Source organism: Ornithinimicrobium sp. F0845 (genome assembly GCF_023015765.1).
In the GTDB taxonomy this organism is placed as follows: domain Bacteria; phylum Actinomycetota; class Actinomycetes; order Actinomycetales; family Dermatophilaceae; genus Ornithinicoccus.
Genome location: NZ_JALKAL010000001.1, coordinates 603,843 through 619,337, shown reverse-complemented (window position 1 = coordinate 619,337; position 15,495 = coordinate 603,843). Strand labels below are relative to the sequence as shown.

General features: G+C 70.4%; 14 protein-coding genes and 1 pseudogene. 10 read left to right on the top strand and 5 right to left on the bottom strand.

Annotation, left to right across the window (positions count from 1 at the left end; genetic code table 11):
* The first annotated feature begins 32 nt into the window (after positions 1–32).
* Positions 33–257 carry a DUF3107 domain-containing protein gene (locus tag MWU75_RS02925; RefSeq protein WP_247088048.1) on the top strand — a complete coding sequence of 75 codons (225 nt, stop codon included), beginning with the start codon at positions 33–35 and terminating at the stop codon, positions 255–257.
* 151 nt (positions 258–408) lie between these two features.
* On the top strand, positions 409–696 hold the full coding sequence (locus MWU75_RS02920) for a GlsB/YeaQ/YmgE family stress response membrane protein (RefSeq protein ID WP_247088047.1): 288 nt from the start codon (positions 409–411) through the stop codon (positions 694–696).
* A 153-nt stretch (positions 697–849) separates the two neighbouring features.
* Here MWU75_RS02920 and MWU75_RS02915 read toward each other — a convergent pair whose 3' ends face one another.
* Positions 850–1,605 carry a ferritin-like fold-containing protein gene (locus MWU75_RS02915; RefSeq protein ID WP_247088046.1) on the bottom strand — a complete coding sequence of 252 codons (756 nt, stop codon included), beginning with the start codon at positions 1,603–1,605 and terminating at the stop codon, positions 850–852.
* Between the two features lie 222 nt (positions 1,606–1,827).
* Here MWU75_RS02915 and MWU75_RS02910 point away from each other — a divergent pair, with 222 nt between their 5' ends.
* A complete protein-coding gene (locus tag MWU75_RS02910; RefSeq protein WP_247088045.1) occupies positions 1,828–3,375 on the top strand; it encodes a DEAD/DEAH box helicase in 1,548 nt (515 codons plus the stop codon).
* 28 nt (positions 3,376–3,403) lie between these two features.
* On the opposite strand, the gene MWU75_RS02905 is transcribed toward MWU75_RS02910, so the two are convergent.
* The gene (locus MWU75_RS02905) at positions 3,404–4,264 is read right to left on the bottom strand and encodes a PHP domain-containing protein (RefSeq protein ID WP_247088044.1); all 861 of its coding nucleotides are present in this window, start codon (positions 4,262–4,264) and stop codon (positions 3,404–3,406) included.
* Positions 4,265–4,335: 71 nt separating this feature from the next.
* On the opposite strand from MWU75_RS02905, the gene MWU75_RS02900 reads away from it, so the two are divergent.
* A complete protein-coding gene (locus MWU75_RS02900) occupies positions 4,336–5,004 on the top strand; it encodes a DcrB-related protein (protein ID WP_247088043.1) in 669 nt (222 codons plus the stop codon).
* 107 nt (positions 5,005–5,111) lie between these two features.
* Here the strand turns inward: MWU75_RS02900 and MWU75_RS02895 are convergent, their stop codons facing one another.
* Positions 5,112–6,623: a threonine/serine exporter family protein gene (locus MWU75_RS02895; RefSeq protein ID WP_247088042.1), complete on the bottom strand. Its 1,512-nt coding sequence runs from the start codon at positions 6,621–6,623 to the stop codon at positions 5,112–5,114.
* Positions 6,624–6,682: 59 nt separating this feature from the next.
* Between MWU75_RS02895 and MWU75_RS02890 the strand changes: the two genes are divergently transcribed.
* Positions 6,683–8,176 (top strand): aminopeptidase P family protein, encoded by a 1,494-nt coding sequence (locus tag MWU75_RS02890; RefSeq protein WP_247088041.1) that lies wholly within the window; start codon positions 6,683–6,685, stop codon positions 8,174–8,176.
* Between the two features lie 153 nt (positions 8,177–8,329).
* Here the strand turns inward: MWU75_RS02890 and MWU75_RS02885 are convergent.
* Positions 8,330–9,109, bottom strand: a pseudogene (locus MWU75_RS02885) (LLM class flavin-dependent oxidoreductase); the annotation flags it as partial.
* A gap of 35 nt (positions 9,110–9,144) precedes the next feature.
* On the opposite strand from MWU75_RS02885, the gene MWU75_RS02880 reads away from it, so the two are divergent.
* The 4 genes from MWU75_RS02880 to MWU75_RS02865 all read left to right on the top strand — a co-directional run bounded on the left by MWU75_RS02880 (position 9,145) and on the right by MWU75_RS02865 (position 13,443).
* Positions 9,145–10,581: a recombinase family protein gene (locus MWU75_RS02880; RefSeq protein WP_247088040.1), complete on the top strand. Its 1,437-nt coding sequence runs from the start codon at positions 9,145–9,147 to the stop codon at positions 10,579–10,581.
* A gap of 182 nt (positions 10,582–10,763) precedes the next feature.
* Entirely contained in the window at positions 10,764–10,976 is a 213-nt protein-coding gene (locus MWU75_RS02875) for a hypothetical protein (RefSeq protein WP_040158809.1), read from the top strand.
* Complete coding sequence (locus MWU75_RS02870; protein ID WP_040158807.1) at positions 10,976–11,224, top strand: helix-turn-helix domain-containing protein; 249 nt, start codon at positions 10,976–10,978, stop codon at positions 11,222–11,224. The genes MWU75_RS02875 and MWU75_RS02870 overlap by 1 nt, the downstream gene beginning before the upstream one ends.
* Positions 11,225–11,250: 26 nt before the next feature.
* Entirely contained in the window at positions 11,251–13,443 is a 2,193-nt protein-coding gene (locus MWU75_RS02865) for an RNA helicase (protein WP_247088039.1), read from the top strand.
* A gap of 343 nt (positions 13,444–13,786) precedes the next feature.
* Here the strand turns inward: MWU75_RS02865 and MWU75_RS02860 are convergent, their stop codons facing one another.
* A complete protein-coding gene (locus MWU75_RS02860; protein ID WP_040158803.1) occupies positions 13,787–14,623 on the bottom strand; it encodes a hypothetical protein in 837 nt (278 codons plus the stop codon).
* Between MWU75_RS02860 and MWU75_RS02855 the strand changes: the two genes are divergently transcribed.
* Positions 14,622–15,494, top strand: coding sequence for a hypothetical protein (locus MWU75_RS02855; RefSeq protein WP_247088038.1), 873 nt, complete (start codon positions 14,622–14,624; stop codon positions 15,492–15,494). The two genes, MWU75_RS02860 and MWU75_RS02855, sit on opposite strands and share 2 nt — an antisense overlap.
* The last annotated feature ends 1 nt before the right edge of the window (position 15,495 follow it).

The window sequence follows — 15,495 nt, the reverse complement described above, 5'->3', positions numbered from 1 at the left end:
AGACAAGGTCCATACAAGAGAGTTGAGGGAGCATGGAAGTCCGTATCGGTGTCAAGCAGGTCAGCCGCGAGGTCGTCATCGAGTCGTCGCAGAAGCCCGAGGAGGTCCAGGAGATCGTGTCCGCCGCCCTGCGCGACGGGGGGACTCTCGAGCTGGCCGACGCCAAGGGACACAAGGTGGTCGTCCCCGTCGACGCCGTGGGATATGTCGAGATCGGCGTCGAGGAGGCCGGACGGGTCGGGTTCGGCAGCTACTGACCGAGGTCCAGGTGAATTGGGGGTGCCAAATCCCCCCATCACTCCCGTCCCACCAGTACCATGAGCACTGCCCAGGACGACTGGGCGCGCGGCGCCGGGACCCCGGCTGCCTCGGACACGCGCCGTGGATGCACGGCGAGAAAGGTTCGCCATGATCTGGACCATCATCGGGGCACTGATCGCCGGCTGCATCATCGGCCCCCTCGCCCGTCTCATCCTCCCCGGCAAGCAGAACATCTCGCTGCCGATGACCATCCTGCTCGGCGCGGTGGGATCCGTGGCCGGTTCCTGGATCTACACCGCCCTCAGCGGCAACGAGGACACCAGCGGCATCGACTGGATCGCCTTCTTCCTGGGGGTCATCGTGGCCATCGTCCTCGTGCTCATCTACGGCGCCGTCACCGGCAAGGACAACACCCACCGACGAGTCGGTTCCTGACCAACCCCATCACCACCCGCAGAAGGCGTGACCCTGGACCGGGGTCACGCCTTCTGTCGTGTCACCTGGGCTCGTCCCGCTGCCTTCGTGCCGGTCACGTCGGTGGTTCTCGGCGGCGGTCCTGATCGGCCAGGGAGTATGTCGGGTGGCCGGCTACGGCGTCAGCCCGAGCCGGGCCATCCGCTCGCCGTGCAGGTCGATGAGCCGGGTGAACATGCGCCCCAGGTCGCCCAGGTCTCCCTGGCCACCGACCAACAGGTCGATCAGCGCCTCACGCTCCAGGGCGACATACTGCGCCTGCGCGATCGCCTCCCCGACGAGGCGACGGGCCAACAGCGCCAACCGACCGGCCACCGTGGGGTCAGCCTCGATGGCCTCGGTGACCGACCGGACCACGAACTCGTCCTGGGCATCGACGTGCAGCACGGACTCGATAAGCTCCCGCGACGGCGCATCGACGCGGCGGGCGATCTCGCGGTAGAAGTCGCGGGCGATCCCGTCGCCGACGTACGCCTTGACCAGCCCCTCGAGCCAGTCCCGGGGCCGGGTCCGCTCGTGGAAGGCGTCCACCGGGCCGGCGAACGGGCTGAGCACGGTCTCGGGATCGTGCCCCGTCTCGCGCAGCCGGGTCACGATCCGCTCGAAGTGCTCGAACTCGGTGCACGAGGCCCGCCCCATCCAGACCCGCACGTCCAGGGCCGGGGCGGTGAGCGCATCGGCCGCCAGCCGGAGGGCGGCGGTGAGCTCGGCGTAGCCGATCACCCCGAGCAGCTCGGTGACCGCCTCCGGGCTCGCCGCCGGGCCCCCCGGTCCGGCGTCCCCTGCGTCGTTCTCACGGTCCTTCCCAGGGTCGTGCGGTAGGTCGGTCACTGGGTCGTTCTGGGGGTCCGCGGGCGGCTCGAGCTCCATGGTGGCACCGTATCGCCCCCCGCAGGGCTTACACTGCAGGGACAAGCGGTGCCCGGTCGGCATGACGCCTGGCCGTTCCGAGCGGCCGCCCAAGAAGACTTCCGATCGGCCCGACCATGCAGGGTTCACGCTGGCGCGCCCACTCCTTGCGCGCACCTGCCGACCGGTGCGGTGTCCATCACTGTCCCGGCGCCCGGACCCGCCGACCGGAAGACATCACCCATGGAAGAAACCCGCACGTTCGCCGATTTCGACGTCGACGGCGACATCGTCGACGCCCTCTCCGAGGGCGGCATCACCCACCCGTTCCCGATCCAGGCGATGACCCTGCCCGTCGCCCTCGGCGGACACGACATCATCGGTCAGGCCAAGACCGGCACCGGCAAGACCCTCGGCTTCGGGATCCCGATGATCCAGCGCGTCGTGGCGCCGCAGGACGAGGGCTTCGACAGCCTGCCCAAGCCCGGCGCGCCCCAGGCCCTCGCCGTCGCTCCGACGCGCGAGCTGGCCGTCCAGGTCGCCGGTGACCTCACCAAGGCCGCGGCACGGCGCGGCGGCATCCGGGTCCTCACCGTCTACGGCGGCCGCGCCTACGAGCCGCAGATCGAGGCGCTGCGCAAGGGCATCGAGATCGTCGTCGGCACGCCCGGCCGGTTGATCGACCTGGCCCAGCAGGGCCACCTCGACCTGGGGCACGCCCGCACCGTCGTGCTCGACGAGGCCGACGAGATGCTCGACCTGGGCTTCCTGCCCGACGTCGAGAAGCTGCTGGCCATGACGCCCGGCGGCCGCCAGACCATGCTGTTCTCGGCCACGATGCCGGGCGCCGTCGTGTCACTGGCCCGCCGCTACATGACCCAGCCGACCCACATCCGTGCGATGAGCGAGGACGGCGAGGGGCACACCGTGGCCGCCGTCGAGCAGTTCGTCTACCGCGCCCACGCCATGGACAAGGTCGAGATGCTGGCCCGCATCCTGCAGGCCGAGGGCCGGGGGCTCACCATCATCTTCGCCCGCACCAAGCGGACCGCCGCCAAGGTCTCCGACGACCTCGTCGAGCGCGGGTTCGCCGCGGCCGCCATCCACGGCGACCTGGGGCAGGGCGCACGGGAGCAGGCGCTGCGCGCGTTCCGCAACGGTAAGGTCGACATCCTGGTCGCCACGGACGTGGCCGCGCGCGGCATCGACGTCGAGGCCGTCACGCACGTCATCAACTACCAGTGCCCCGAGGACGAGAAGACCTACCTGCACCGCATCGGCCGCACCGGCCGGGCGGGCGCCACCGGCGTGGCCATCACCTTCGTCGACTGGGACGACCTGCACCGTTGGGCGATGATCGACAAGTCGCTCGACCTGGGCATCCCCGCCCCGACCGAGACCTACTCCTCCTCCCCCCACCTGTTCGCGGACCTGAACATCCCCGAGGGGACGCGCGGCACGCTGCCGAGGTCCGCGCGGACCCGCGAGGGCCTGGCGGCCGAGCGCTACGAGGACCTCGGCGAGACCGGTGGTCGTGGTCGCCGCACCGGGGGCGGCGGCCGTTCCGGCGGCGGTCGTTCCGGGGGTGGCCGTTCAGGTGGCGGCCGTTCGGGTGGTCGCTCGGGCGGTGGCCGTTCCGAGGGCGGCCGGTCTGGCGGCGAGAGCCGTGGTCAGTCCCAGCGGGGCTCCGAGGGCCAGCCCTCCGGCGAGCCGCGTCAGCGCAAGCCCCGCAACCGGCAGCGCCGCCGTGGCGGCAGCGGCCAGCAGGCCGCTCAGCACGCTAGCGACTGATCCCCCCGCCATCGGCGCGGGCAGCTGCTCACCGGCGCAGCTCGGCCCCCATCGGCGGTGTCCCCGTGCCGCGCTCGAGGATGGCGGCGAGGACCTCGGGGGCGGTCGTGTTCTCGCCGAGGCGGTTGGGCTTGCCGGTGCCGTGGTAGTCACTGGACCCGGTGCGCAGCAGCCCCAGACGGTCGGCCAGGTCGGCGGCCCGCGCCCGGTCGGCGGAGGTGTGGTCCCGGTGGTCGACCTCCAGACCGGCCAGGCCGGCGTCCGCCATCGCCGCGATCACGTCCTCCCCCACGACCCGGCCACGGGCTGCCGCGAGCGGGTGGGCGAGCACGGCCACGCCGCCCGCCGCACGGATCACCTCGACGCCGCGCACCGGGTCGGTGGCGTAGTGACCCACGTAGTAGGGGGAGCTGCTGCTCAGCACGTCGGCGAAGGCCGCGTCCCGGTCGAAGAAGCGCCCCGCGGCCACCATCGCGTCGGCCAGGTGGGGCCGCCCCAGCGTCGCACCGGGTGGGACCCCCTCGAGCACCTGCTCGAAACTGTCCAGGTAGCCGTCCCTGATCAGCAGGTCCGCCATCCGCTGGAGCCGGGTCGCGCGGGAGTCCCGGGCCAGCTCGAGCTCGTGCCGGAACGCCTCCACCTCCGGGTCGACCAGGTAGGCGAGCACGTGCACGCTGGCCCCCCTGCTCCGGCACGACACCTCGATGCCGGGGACCACCGTGACCCCGACCTCCTGACCCGCCAGGTCGGCCTCCGCCCAGCCGGCTGCCGTGTCGTGGTCGGTGAGGGCCACCACGTCCAGCCCGGCGGTCTCGGCCGAGCGGACCACCTGTCCTGGAGGCTCGGTCCCGTCGCTACAGGTGGAGTGCGTGTGCAGGTCGATCCGCATAGAGGCAACCTACTGAGCCGCGCACCGGCATACTTGATCGGGTGACTGTCCGACGAGACCGAGGATTCCCGATGCGACGCACGACCCCGCTCCGCGCCCTGGCTGCGACCGCGACCCTGAGCGCCCTGGTGCTCGCCGGGTGCGGCGGTGACGACCCGGAAGTCGAGGACCCCACCACCTCGGAGGCCCCGACCGACGCCGAGGCCACCAGTGCGCCGACCGACGACACCGCCGCCACCACCGACACCGCGCAGGACACCGGCGCGCCGGCCGACGACACCACGGCCACGACCGAGGCCGCCGGCCCGGTCACCTCGACCGACGGCGCCTTCGAGCTCACCCTCCCGGAGGGCTGGCTCGACGTGACCTCGCAGGTCGAGCAGGAGGTCGAGCTGGCCGTGCGCGACGACGAGATGACCGACGACTTCTTCACCAACCTCGTGGTCGCCAGCGAGGAGCCGATCGACGACCTGGAGCAGTCCATCGAGGTCGCCGCGGCCCAGGTCGCGGGGTCCGACGGCGAGTTCGAGATGCTCGACCCGATCGAGGTCGACGGCCAGGAGGCGCTGGGCTTCCTGCTCACCCGGACCACCAGCGGCGTGCCCGTCGCCCAGACCCAGTGGTGGGTCGAGCACGGCGACCGGCTTTACGTCGCGACGTTCAGCGCCGCCCAGAGCCAGCAGGAGGCCACCCAGCCGCTCATGGAGGAGCTGCTGGACAGCTGGTCCTGGACGGACTGACCCGCGGGAGTATGCCGGGTGGCCGGCGAGGGTGCGTCCCCGCCGGTCCCTCGGGTCCCCGAGGGCCATCCGCGGGTCTACGAGGGTCAGCCTCGGGTCTACGAGGGTCAGCGGGGCGCGCCCCGCGCGCGCGAGCGCGCCCGCTGTGCCGCCAGGTCGAGACCGAACCGGCGGCGCGCGGCATACTGCCCGATCCAGACCCCGGACGCCAGACCGAGGCCGATGGACAGGGCGGTGACGAACTCGGCCGCGGCGTTCGGGAGGAGCACCGTGTTGTCCATCAGCTGGAAGAGGGCGCGGTAGACGGCAAGACCGGGGAGCATCGGGACGATCCCCGCGGTGATGATCGCCAGCTCCGGGACCCGCAGGACGCGGTGCGCCGCGTAGGCCAGCGCCCCGACCACCGCCGCGGGCAGGACGACGGACCCACCGGCGCCGAGGTTGAACGCCAGCATGCCCTGATAGATCACCGACCCCCCGCCGGCGACGGTCGCTGCCAGCAGCGTCGCGCGGAAGCCCGTGTAGGTCGACAGCGCGAAGCCGCCCCCGATGGCTGCGGCGGCCAAGGTGACCACCAGGGGCGAGCCGCGGACGATCAGGTTGGGGCTGATCTCCATCGGCACCCCGAAGCGCCAGGCCAGACCCAGGACCGTCGTCACGCCGACGGCGATGCCGAGGGTGAGGACGAGCACCTCCAGGCCCCGGGCCCCGGCCGTCACGTAGTAGCCGTCGATCGCGTCCTGCGCGGCGCCCATGACGGTGAGCCCGGCGAGCAGCATGATGATCCCGGCGATGACCACCAGCGACGGCTGGTCGATGCCGGGGATCTCCCAACCCCGGGAGAGCAGCCAGAAGATCAGGACCGCCACGGCTGTCGGGATGGCGGCGCTGACCGCCTGGCTGAAGAAGGCCGCGACCCCGAGCCGGGACAGCCAGCGCTGCACCTGGTCGATGAGCACCGCGGACAGGGCGGCCAGCAGCATGGTGAGCCAGCCGGCCCCGAACAGCAGCACGACACCGACGGCCAGCAGCGCGCTGCCGCCGGTGGCCAGCCACCGGCGGTAGGGGTGCGGGGCGGACAGGATGTCCGCGAGCCGGTCCCGCGCCACCTCCGGGTCCAGGACGTCCTCCCCGGGGGCCGGGTGGGCGATCTCGTCCACGAGCAGCTGCAGGTTCTGCAGCCGGGTGTAGTCCAGGTTGCGCACCCGGATCACCCGCAGCACGGCCAGGGGGTCGTCGTGCAGCCCGCGGTGGATGGAGACCGTGATCGAGGTGAAGGTGATGTCCACGTGAGCCGAGCGGATGCCGTAGGCGCCGGTCAGCCGGAGCACGGTCGCCACGACCTCGGAGGCCGAGGCCCCGGTCGACAGCATCGCCTCGCCGACCCGCAGGGCCAGGTCGATCACGGCCCGGGCGTGCCGCTGGGACACGGCGTCGTCGCTGCCCGGCACGGCGATGGCCGTGGTGGGCGGGCCGACGCCACGCACCGCCCACTGGGCGCGCCGGCGCCAGGCCCGGCCGACCCGTGGGACGGCGCGGACCTGCGGCCCGGTGATCACCTGCGGTCCGGTGACGTCACCACCCAGGCGCGCGTCGGAGGGGCTGAGCTCGTCGGTCACGGCTCCAGCGTAGGGACTCCGCCGCCGCTCGGCGCCATGTGGCGTGCGAGGATTGAGCGGTGAGTGAGAAGCAGCACAAGGCCGAGCACCGTAGCCGCCCCAACAGCCCCGAGTTCCGCGCGTTCATCGCCAAGGGGTGGGCGGACCACGACGAGTCCCTCCCCGAGCAGACCGATGCGGCGCAGTATGCCGCAGCGCGCCGGGAGGCTGTCTCCGCGGCCTTCCCGGGGGAACGGGTCGTGGTCCCGGCTGGCGGCCTGAAGGTCCGCAGCAACGACACGGACTACGTCTTCCGGCCGCACACCGCCTTCGCGCACCTGACCGGCCTGGGCTCGGACCGGGAGCCCGACGCGGTGCTGGTGCTGGACCCGCTCGAGGACGGCGGGCACGAGGCGGTGCTCTACTTCCGCCCGCTGGCGGGTCGCGACACCGAGGAGTTCTTCGCCGACGCCCGGGTCGGCGAGTTCTGGGTCGGCCGTCGCCCCACGCTGGCGGCGATGGCCGCCGAGCTGGGGATCGCGACCCGGGACCTGTCCGAGCTGCCGGACGCGGTGGCCAAGGACGTCGGGACGGTGTCGGTCCGCGTTGTGCGTGAGGCGGACGCGGAGGTGGCCGAGGTCGTGGAGACCGCACGGTCCCAGTCCGCCGAGCACTCGGCGGAGACCGCGGCCGAGGCCGACGTGGAGCTCTCCCGCTTCCTGTCCACGCTGCGCCTGGTCAAGGACGAGTGGGAGGTCGACCAGATGCAGCTGGCGTGCGACGCCACGGCGGAGGCCTTCGACGCCGTCGTCGCCGAGCTGCCGGAGGCGGTGCGGCGTGGGCGTGGCGAGCGCTGGGTGGAGGGGGTCTTCGGGCTGCACGCCCGGCACGCCGGCAACGGCGTCGGCTACGACTCGATCTGCGCCGCGGGTGACCACGCGACGACGCTGCACTGGATCCGCAACACCGGCGAGGTCCGCGACGGCGAGCTCCTGCTCCTCGACGCCGGCGTGGAGGTGGACTCGCTGTTCACCGCCGACGTGACCCGCACCGTCCCGGTCAACGGCACGTTCACCGAGACCCAGCGCACGGTCTACGAGGCCGTCCTGGAGGCGCAGGAGGCCGGGCTCGCAGCGGCCCGCCCCGGCAACAAGTTCAGCGACATCCACGCCGCGGCGATCAGGGTGATCGCGACCAGGCTCTTCGAGTGGGGCCTGCTGCCCGAGGGTGTGACGGTCGAGAGCACGCTGGACCCCGAGCACGGCCAGCTGCACCGGCGCTGGATGGTGCACGGCACCAGCCACCACCTCGGCCTCGACGTGCACGACTGCGCCCTGGCGCTGCGCGAGGACTACATGGACGCCGAGCTGCAACCCGGCATGGTCCTCACCGTCGAGCCGGGCCTCTACTTCAAGGCCGACGACCTGCTCGTGCCCGAGGAGTTCCGCGGCATCGGCGTGCGCATCGAGGACGACGTCGTCATCACGCAGGACGGCTGCCGCAACCTCTCGGCCGCGCTCCCCCGCTCCGCCGACGACGTCGAGGCCTGGGTCCAGGCGGGCGGCCGTCGCTAACCAATTCTTGGGCAGGTTTTGTCCGCCTCCCCCGCATTCTTGGGGAAGTTTTGTCCGCCGACACCCCGGCAGCCGGCCCGCCACCACCTTCGCCTTGCGGGCCGGACGAGTGCCGGCCGGATGTTCGCCGCACGTCTGACCCCACGGGTCGACTCAGCGCCAGCCGAGGCCCGGTGCGACGTGCCGCACGACGCTGTCCAGGATGTGGGCGTTGTAGTCGACGCCCAGCTGGTTGGGCACGGTCAGCAGCAGCGTGTCCGCGGCGGCGACGGCCTCGTCCTGCGCGAGCTGGGCGATCAGGTCGTCCGGCTCCCCGGCATACGTCCTGCCGAACCGTGCCCGGCCGCCCTCCAACTGGCCGACCTGGTCCTGACTCCGGGTCTGCAGTCCGAAGAGCTGGTGGTCCATCTCGCTGACCAGCGGGAAGATGCTGCGGCTCACCGAGACGCGCGGCTGCCAGTCGTGCCCGGCCGCCGCCCAGGCGTCGCGGAAGACCTGGATCTGCTCGGCCTGCAGCTGGTGGAACGGCACGCCGGTGTCCTCGGTCAGCAGCGTGGAGCTCATCAGGTTCATCCCCTGGCTCGCGGTCCACTCCGCCGTGGCGCGCGATCCAGCACCCCACCAGATGCGGCGGCGCAGGCCGGGTGAGTGCGGCTCGATCCGCAGCAGACCGGGTGGGTTGGGGAACATCGGCCGCGGGTTCGGCTCGGCGAATCCCTCACCAGCGAGGATCTCGAGGAACCGGGCAGTATGCCGACGGGCCAGTTCCGCGTCGGTCTCCCCCTCCGCGGGGACGTGGCCGAGGTGCTCGTAACCCCTGATCACCTGCTCGGGCGAGCCCCGGCTGATGCCCAGTTGCAGACGACCGCCGGAGATCAGATCCGCAGCGCCGGCGTCCTCGGCCATGTAGAGCGGGTTCTCGTACCGCATATCGTGGTTGCAACGCCCGTTCACGTAAGCTTGGTTGCATGGTCGAACTGGTAGCGCTGAGGAAGACGAACGAGGTGGCCGCGTACGTCCGCGCCTCCATGGACCGCAAGGGCGACCGCTGGACGGTCGATACGCAGCTGAGGAAGATCAGGGCGCTGGCCGAGGCCAAGGACTGGAACGTCGTCGAGGTCTACGAGGACAACGCGGTGTCGGCGACGAAGAAGCGCCGCGCTGGCACCCGGTGGGCCGAGATGCTGGATGACGCCCGGGCGGGTCGGTTCTCGATGGTCGTCGCGGTGGACATGGACCGGTTGCTGCGCAGCACGAAGGACTTGAACACGCTGATCGACCTCGGTCTGCGGGTCGTCACCGTGGACGGCGAGATCGACCTCTCGACGGCGGACGGCGAGTTCCGGGCGACGATGCTCGCCGCTCTCGCGCGGTTCGAGGCGCGTCGCAAGGCCGAGCGTCAGATCAGGTCGAACGAGCGCCGCCGCGCCGAGGGCATACCGGCGTCCACCTGGAAGGCGTTCGGCTGGACAAGGGAGGGCGAGCTGATCGAGGAGGAGGCCGACGCGATTCGGCGGGCCTTCGACGCGTTCCTCGGCGAGCCGTCGCTGTCGATCCGGCGCATCCGCGAGGACCTGAACAACGCCGGTCATCTGACCGCGCGCGGGGCGGAGTTCTCCGTCGATGCCGTGCGGTACCTGCTGGCGAACCCGCTCTACGCTGGCTACATCAAGCACTACGCCTCGGGCGAGCTGTACCCGGTGCAGGGCGCGGGGTTCCCGCCCATCGTCAGCGAACAGACATGGCGGGCTGCGGTGGCGAAGCTGGAGGACAACGTGCGGAGGTCGGCGAGGCAGGGCAACCAACCGAAGTACCTCCTGTCCACGATCGGGCTGTGCGGGAAGTGCGGCGCGACGCTCGTCTCGGGGACGAACAGCCGCAAGCAGCCGACGTACCGCTGCGGTGAGCAGTTCCACCTCACCCGCCAGCGCGAGCCCGTCGATGCGATGGTCACCGAGGCGGTGCTCATCCGACTGTCCTCGGTGGACGTGCACGACCTCGTGATGCCGCAGGAAGATGCTGGGCCGGACCGCGAAGAGCTGCTGAGCGAGCGGAACGCCCTGGTCGAGCGCGTCAAGGAGCTGAGCCCGCTGCTGCGCGACATCCACCAGCCCGTACTGGAGATCACCGCGGCGATCAACGACGTGAAGGCTCGCATCGACGAGATCGACGCGGAGCTGCTCGACCGATCGGTGTCGGTGGCGGCGAAGCTGCTCGCGGACGTGGACGAGCTGGTCGGCACCGCGGAGCGCCGCGAGGTGGTCGAGTCGAAGTGGAAGGAGTTGGACGTGGACCGTCGCCGGATGCTCGTGGACGAGCTGGTGACGGTGACAATCGAGCCCATCGCGCCGGGTCACGTGAAGTTCGACCCCGACCTCATTCGAATAGAGCCTCGTCGCGACTGACACGCGAGTCGACTCGTCAGTGGACCGGTGAGTCGAGTCGTGGGAGAATAGTTGCAGACAAGAAGATCCCACCGGGGCCGCGACTTAGAAGCGCGGGGTTCTGCTCCCGGATGAGTAGCCGGTCAAACAGCCCAACGAACGTGGCGGGGAACCGGAAGCACACTCATGTTTGAGGACTTCCGATGTCTGTCGTTATCGACGCTCCCCGCGCATCTGCGCTGGACCGTCCTGGGCTCGACCAGGACCTGAACCCCGTTCCGCAGGCTGATGGGCTCGATCCCGTCATCGCTGCCGCCCTCGCCGCCGGTCGCCGAGCTGGTGAGCGCCTGGCCCGCACGCCGCTGACCCCGCGCCAGCGCGCCGCGGTCGCCGCTGTGATGGGCGGTGATCGCTGATGAGCGCCAACTCCACCGCTTTCGACTACGTGAACGGCTTCCGCTGGCGTCTGGGCGATCCCGCCCTCGCCGACAGCGAGGCGCACCTCTACGACCTCGGTGTGCTCCGCTCCGTGCTGGAGGAGGCCGTCGAGATCGCCGTCGCCGATGCCCGCGCCGACGGTGTGACCTGGGCCAAGATCGGCGACGCCCTCGGCGTCACGCACCAGGCCGTCATCAAGCGCTACCGCAAGGGCGGTGCCCGATGAACGCCGCCGAACGCACAAGCGCCCTCGTGTCCACCGACCTGACCCCGCCCGGAGGGCCTGGCCTGGCACCCGCCGAAGGCGGGCTGCCCGTCGTCGATCCGAATGTCGCGAACCCGGTTCTCGCCGTCGAGGACCTTCTCGAAGAAAACGGCTATACGGCTGCACAGAGCGATTCCGCTGGCTCCGACACGACCGCCGATCTCAGCTCTGACCTGGGATCTACCGCCGCAATTCATGCGCGGCCTTCCTTGGGTGGCCGCGCATCCGTTTCAGAAACGGCTGCACAGGCGCCTACTTCGGCTACACCCGTGGACTTCGCCGAGATGGACGTGCCGGGGGCCGATCCCGGTGATGAGGTTGAGGCGTTCGTGGTCGAATCCACGCCCGCGCAGGTCGCCGAGGCGAAGGATTTTTTCGCCCGGGCGAAGGCTGCGGAAAGCTCGGAGCAGGTGAAGCGCGCACGGATGCAGTCGCGCGTGTTCTCGGTGATGCAGTACCGGGAGCACCCGGAGACCGGCGAGGTCATGCTCACGCAGGAGCAGATCGACGAGGGCCTCGCGGCGCTGGGCGATCGCCTCCACCGCTGGGCCTACGTGTGGCACCCGTACGACCGCCTGGTCGAGGTGGACGAGGGCACCGGCGAGACGGTGTGCTGCGGAATCAAGGGCCTGCACGCGCACATGGTGCTGTGGGTCGCCGATGCGGACGGTCCGCGCCCCACGATCCGCACGGTCTCCGATGCCTTCTCGATCCCTTCGGCGCGGGTGAAGCCGCCGAAGGAGACCGCGGAGCAGGACGGCACCGAGCACAAGGGCCGAGGCGCTGCGGAGAAGGCGTTTTTCGACCTCGCCGAGTACCTGCCGCACGAATCGCGCGGGAGGGACGCAACCCCCGGCATCCACCAGTCGGATCGGCACTACCTCGTGGACAAGACGCAGGAGGGCAAGCCCGGCAAGTACCAGTACGGGCGCGGGCGGATCGTCGCGAACTTCGATTTCGGCCGGGAGCTGGACGCGCACATGGCGATGCGCCGCACCGCCGCGGAGGGCGGCGGCAGCGCGAAGCTGAGCAAGCTCTTCCAGGCCGTGGGCAAGGGTTCGCTGACGCTAAAGCAGGTCCGTGATCAGGAGCCTGCGATCTACTTTGCGAAGGGCAACCTGGCGCATTTTCAGAAGCTGCGCGGCGACTTCCTCTCGCACCAGGACGCGCCGGAGTCGGTCATGAACTTCTACGTGTTCGGCGAGGGCGGCACGGGCAAGGACCTGCTCGCGAAGGCGCTCGCTCGCGCCCTGGCCCCGGACGCGGACAAGCCGTACTTCAAGGTCGGCGGCGAGAACGTCTCGTGGGAGGGATACGACGGCGAGCCGGTCGTGATCTGGGAGGACATGCGCGTCGGCGACATGATCCGCACGGCGAAGAGCCGGGGAATGCTCTTCCGCATTCTCGGCCCGTGGCGCGAGCCGGACGAGAAGCCGGTCGTGAACATCAAGGGGTCCAAGACGCAGCTGCTCAACCGGGTGAACATTGTGACGGGGCCTGAGGGTTACGAGGAGTTCCTCCGGGGCTTGGCGGGCGAGTACGAGTCGATGCAGGGCGGAGTTCGGGTCAAGCACCATGCGGAGAACCTCGGGCAGGGGTTCCGCCGCTTCCCGGTGATCATCCCGGTGGCCGAGCGTGAGTTCTCGATCTTCGTGAACTCCGGCGTGCTCAACGGCACCCGCGAGTACCAGAGCTACGAGCGGTACGAGCACATGCGCCAGGACCTGGAGCTGCTGGCACGCAAGTGCAAGGCGATCAAGGACACCGCCGAGCGGGAGCGCGTTCGCGGTGCGATCGAGGCGCGCACGGTCGCGCCGATCGTGGAGCAGCACGACCGGATCGCATGCCCTGAGCTGGACGCGATTGACGCGGACGATCTGTTCGCGGAGTTCGCCGGGGTCGGGCAGCCAATCCCGCAGAGTTCCGTCGAGGTCGCAGTTGCACCGAGTGAGCCGAGCCCCCGCGATCGCTGCATCTGCGACGAGTGGCAGGGCTACGCCCTGGACCACACCGAGTCCTGCCCGATCCGCACGGATGCCGAGGCGGCGATGGCGGAGATGCGCCAGCGCGAGGCCGAGCGCGAAGCGGCGGCGGAGGCCCACCGTCAGGCCGAGCTTGAGCGGAAGGTCGCGCGGCTCCGCGCGAACGGCGGCCTGCTGGTCGTGGGAGGTGCACGATGAGTACCTTCGACGGCCAGCCGCAGCCGATTCGTCAGGGCTCCGGTGGAGCGCTGGAGGATTGGGCTGCATGCCCGCGCTGCGGCCCCCGGAGGGCCCCGGGAACCTTGGAGCGCAGCGGAAAGGTGTATGGGGCTACACCTTCCGTTCCGGAGGTTGTCGCAGAGGCTCCACATCAGGGCGCAGGGTCCCAGATGTGGAGGGGCGATGACCTCCGGAACGGAAGGCCCCACGGGAGTGCCGCCGGAGGCTCCGGGGCACGTCGCGCAGCGGCGGGCGTCGGATCATCGGGAGGTGCGCGATGAGCTACACGGCAACTTCTGACGCGAGCCACAAGGTCAAGGCGTCAGGCGCTCACGCGACGAACTTCGTTCGCCACATCGCCCGCGATGCGGATCAGGCCGCGGGGTTCTCCTTCGCTCAGCGGAACCCGAACATCGATCCGGCGCGCACGTCGATGAACATCACGATGGTCAACGACGGCAACGGAGGTTGGCGTGCCCCGGTCGTGACGCAGGACGAGAAGGGCAACGACCGGCCGCCGTCGGCAGAGCTGACGGACTATCTGGACGCGCGCCTGGCGACGGTCGAGAAGAAGATCAAGGCCGACGCGGTGGCGATGCGCCCCCTCGTCTTGCAGCTCGATCCGAAGTGGTTCGCCGAGCACAACCCGGACTGGCGCGAGGACGGTCTGAACGCCGAAGCAGAGCAGTACATCGGCACGCAGCTCGACTGGGCCGCCCAGGAGTTCGGGCAGCAGAACCTTCCGGGCTACTCCGTGCATATGGATGAGACGAATCCTCAACTCCAGCTCCTGTTCACCCCGGTGACGGAGGACGGGAGGCTGAGCCAGAAGGACTTTTTCAAGGGTCCCGGCGATCTCCAGCGCCAGCACAAGGCGCACCGCCAAGCGCTGGCCGATGCCGGGTACGACGTCGAGTTCAAGGTCACCAAGCGCTCGAAGGAGCACCTGAGCAGCGAGGAGTTCGCCAAGAAGGTTGACCAGGCCCGCGAACGGGCCGCTGAGGCCGCGCAGCACCTCGCCACGGTCCGCGAGCAGGTCGAACAGTCGGACTTCGGCCAGTTCTTCGAGCAGCAGCACCCAGAGGCGTTCGGCCAGGTGCTGGACGAGTACACGAACGAGATCGAGCAGCGCATCCGCGCGCAGGAGGAGCAGGGACATGGACAGCATCACCGCGATGGCCACGGCGAGGGCGACGGAGAAGATCGAGCAGCAGCGGACTACGGAGATGCTGGAGACGTTGGTCTCGAAGCACGCCGCCGTCGAGCAGCAGCTCACGACGCTGACGAAGGCCGTGAGGGACCTCACCGGGCATCAGAAGATCATGGACGAGGAGCTGACGAAGCGGATCGACCGGGCGTCGATCTCGCAGCCGTCCGCCAGCACGTCGCCGCAGATCGCGAGCGTCGAGAGCAGGCTGAGCGAGATCGAGAGCACGCTCGGCGAGTTCGCGCAGAGTCTCGACGGGAAGCGTTTGAGCGCCGCGTCGCAGAGCTTGGTCGCGGAGGCGCAGAAGAATCGCGCGGCTACGGCCTCGGCGATTGACGGGCTCAAGGTGCAGGCCGCGGCGAACCAGAAGCTCGTGAGCCAGGTCGGCGGCGCGGTGCAGCGGATCGAGAAGCGTACTGAGGAGCGGGTCGAGAAGGCCGTCGAGCAGGTCGCCGGGGAGGCCTCGGCCACGATGACCGCGAACCTCGACGCCTCGAACGAGCGCGCCGAGCGGATGATGGCGGCGACGGCGAAGCTCGAAGCGCGTCAGCTCTGGTCGGCCGCCGCTGCGATGTGCCTCGCCCTGCTGCCGGTGGTCGTGGTCGTCGCCGGGCTCTGGATGGGCATCGCCGGTCTCATCACGGGCGCTCAGTGGGCGCTCGACGTGGACGGGCGCATCTGGCTCGGCATCGGGCGCTGGCTCGTGGTCTCCGTGGGTCTCGCCGGGGCCGGCTACGGGCTCTTCGCGTCCGTCCGCTCGGCCGCCGGTCTCGTGGAGACGTGGAAGGGTCGCGGGGTGCCGAAGTGGCCGAGGTGGCGATGAT

What these genes read in the sequence shown, in the direction of transcription:
- MWU75_RS02925 (WP_247088048.1), top strand. Translation starts at nt 33, where the DNA reads ATGGAAGTCCGTATCGGTGTCAAGCAGGTCAGCCGCGAGGTCGTCATC.
- MWU75_RS02920 (WP_247088047.1), top strand. Translation starts at nt 409, where the DNA reads ATGATCTGGACCATCATCGGGGCACTGATCGCCGGCTGCATCATCGGC.
- MWU75_RS02915 (WP_247088046.1), bottom strand. Translation starts at nt 1,605, where the DNA reads ATGGAGCTCGAGCCGCCCGCGGACCCCCAGAACGACCCAGTGACCGAC.
- MWU75_RS02910 (WP_247088045.1), top strand. Translation starts at nt 1,828, where the DNA reads ATGGAAGAAACCCGCACGTTCGCCGATTTCGACGTCGACGGCGACATC.
- MWU75_RS02905 (WP_247088044.1), bottom strand. Translation starts at nt 4,264, where the DNA reads ATGCGGATCGACCTGCACACGCACTCCACCTGTAGCGACGGGACCGAG.
- MWU75_RS02900 (WP_247088043.1), top strand. Translation starts at nt 4,336, where the DNA reads ATGCGACGCACGACCCCGCTCCGCGCCCTGGCTGCGACCGCGACCCTG.
- MWU75_RS02880 (WP_247088040.1), top strand. Translation starts at nt 9,145, where the DNA reads ATGGTCGAACTGGTAGCGCTGAGGAAGACGAACGAGGTGGCCGCGTAC.
- MWU75_RS02875 (WP_040158809.1), top strand. Translation starts at nt 10,764, where the DNA reads ATGTCTGTCGTTATCGACGCTCCCCGCGCATCTGCGCTGGACCGTCCT.
- MWU75_RS02870 (WP_040158807.1), top strand. Translation starts at nt 10,976, where the DNA reads ATGAGCGCCAACTCCACCGCTTTCGACTACGTGAACGGCTTCCGCTGG.
- MWU75_RS02855 (WP_247088038.1), top strand. Translation starts at nt 14,622, where the DNA reads ATGGACAGCATCACCGCGATGGCCACGGCGAGGGCGACGGAGAAGATC.
- MWU75_RS02860 (WP_040158803.1), bottom strand. Translation starts at nt 14,623, where the DNA reads ATGTCCCTGCTCCTCCTGCGCGCGGATGCGCTGCTCGATCTCGTTCGT.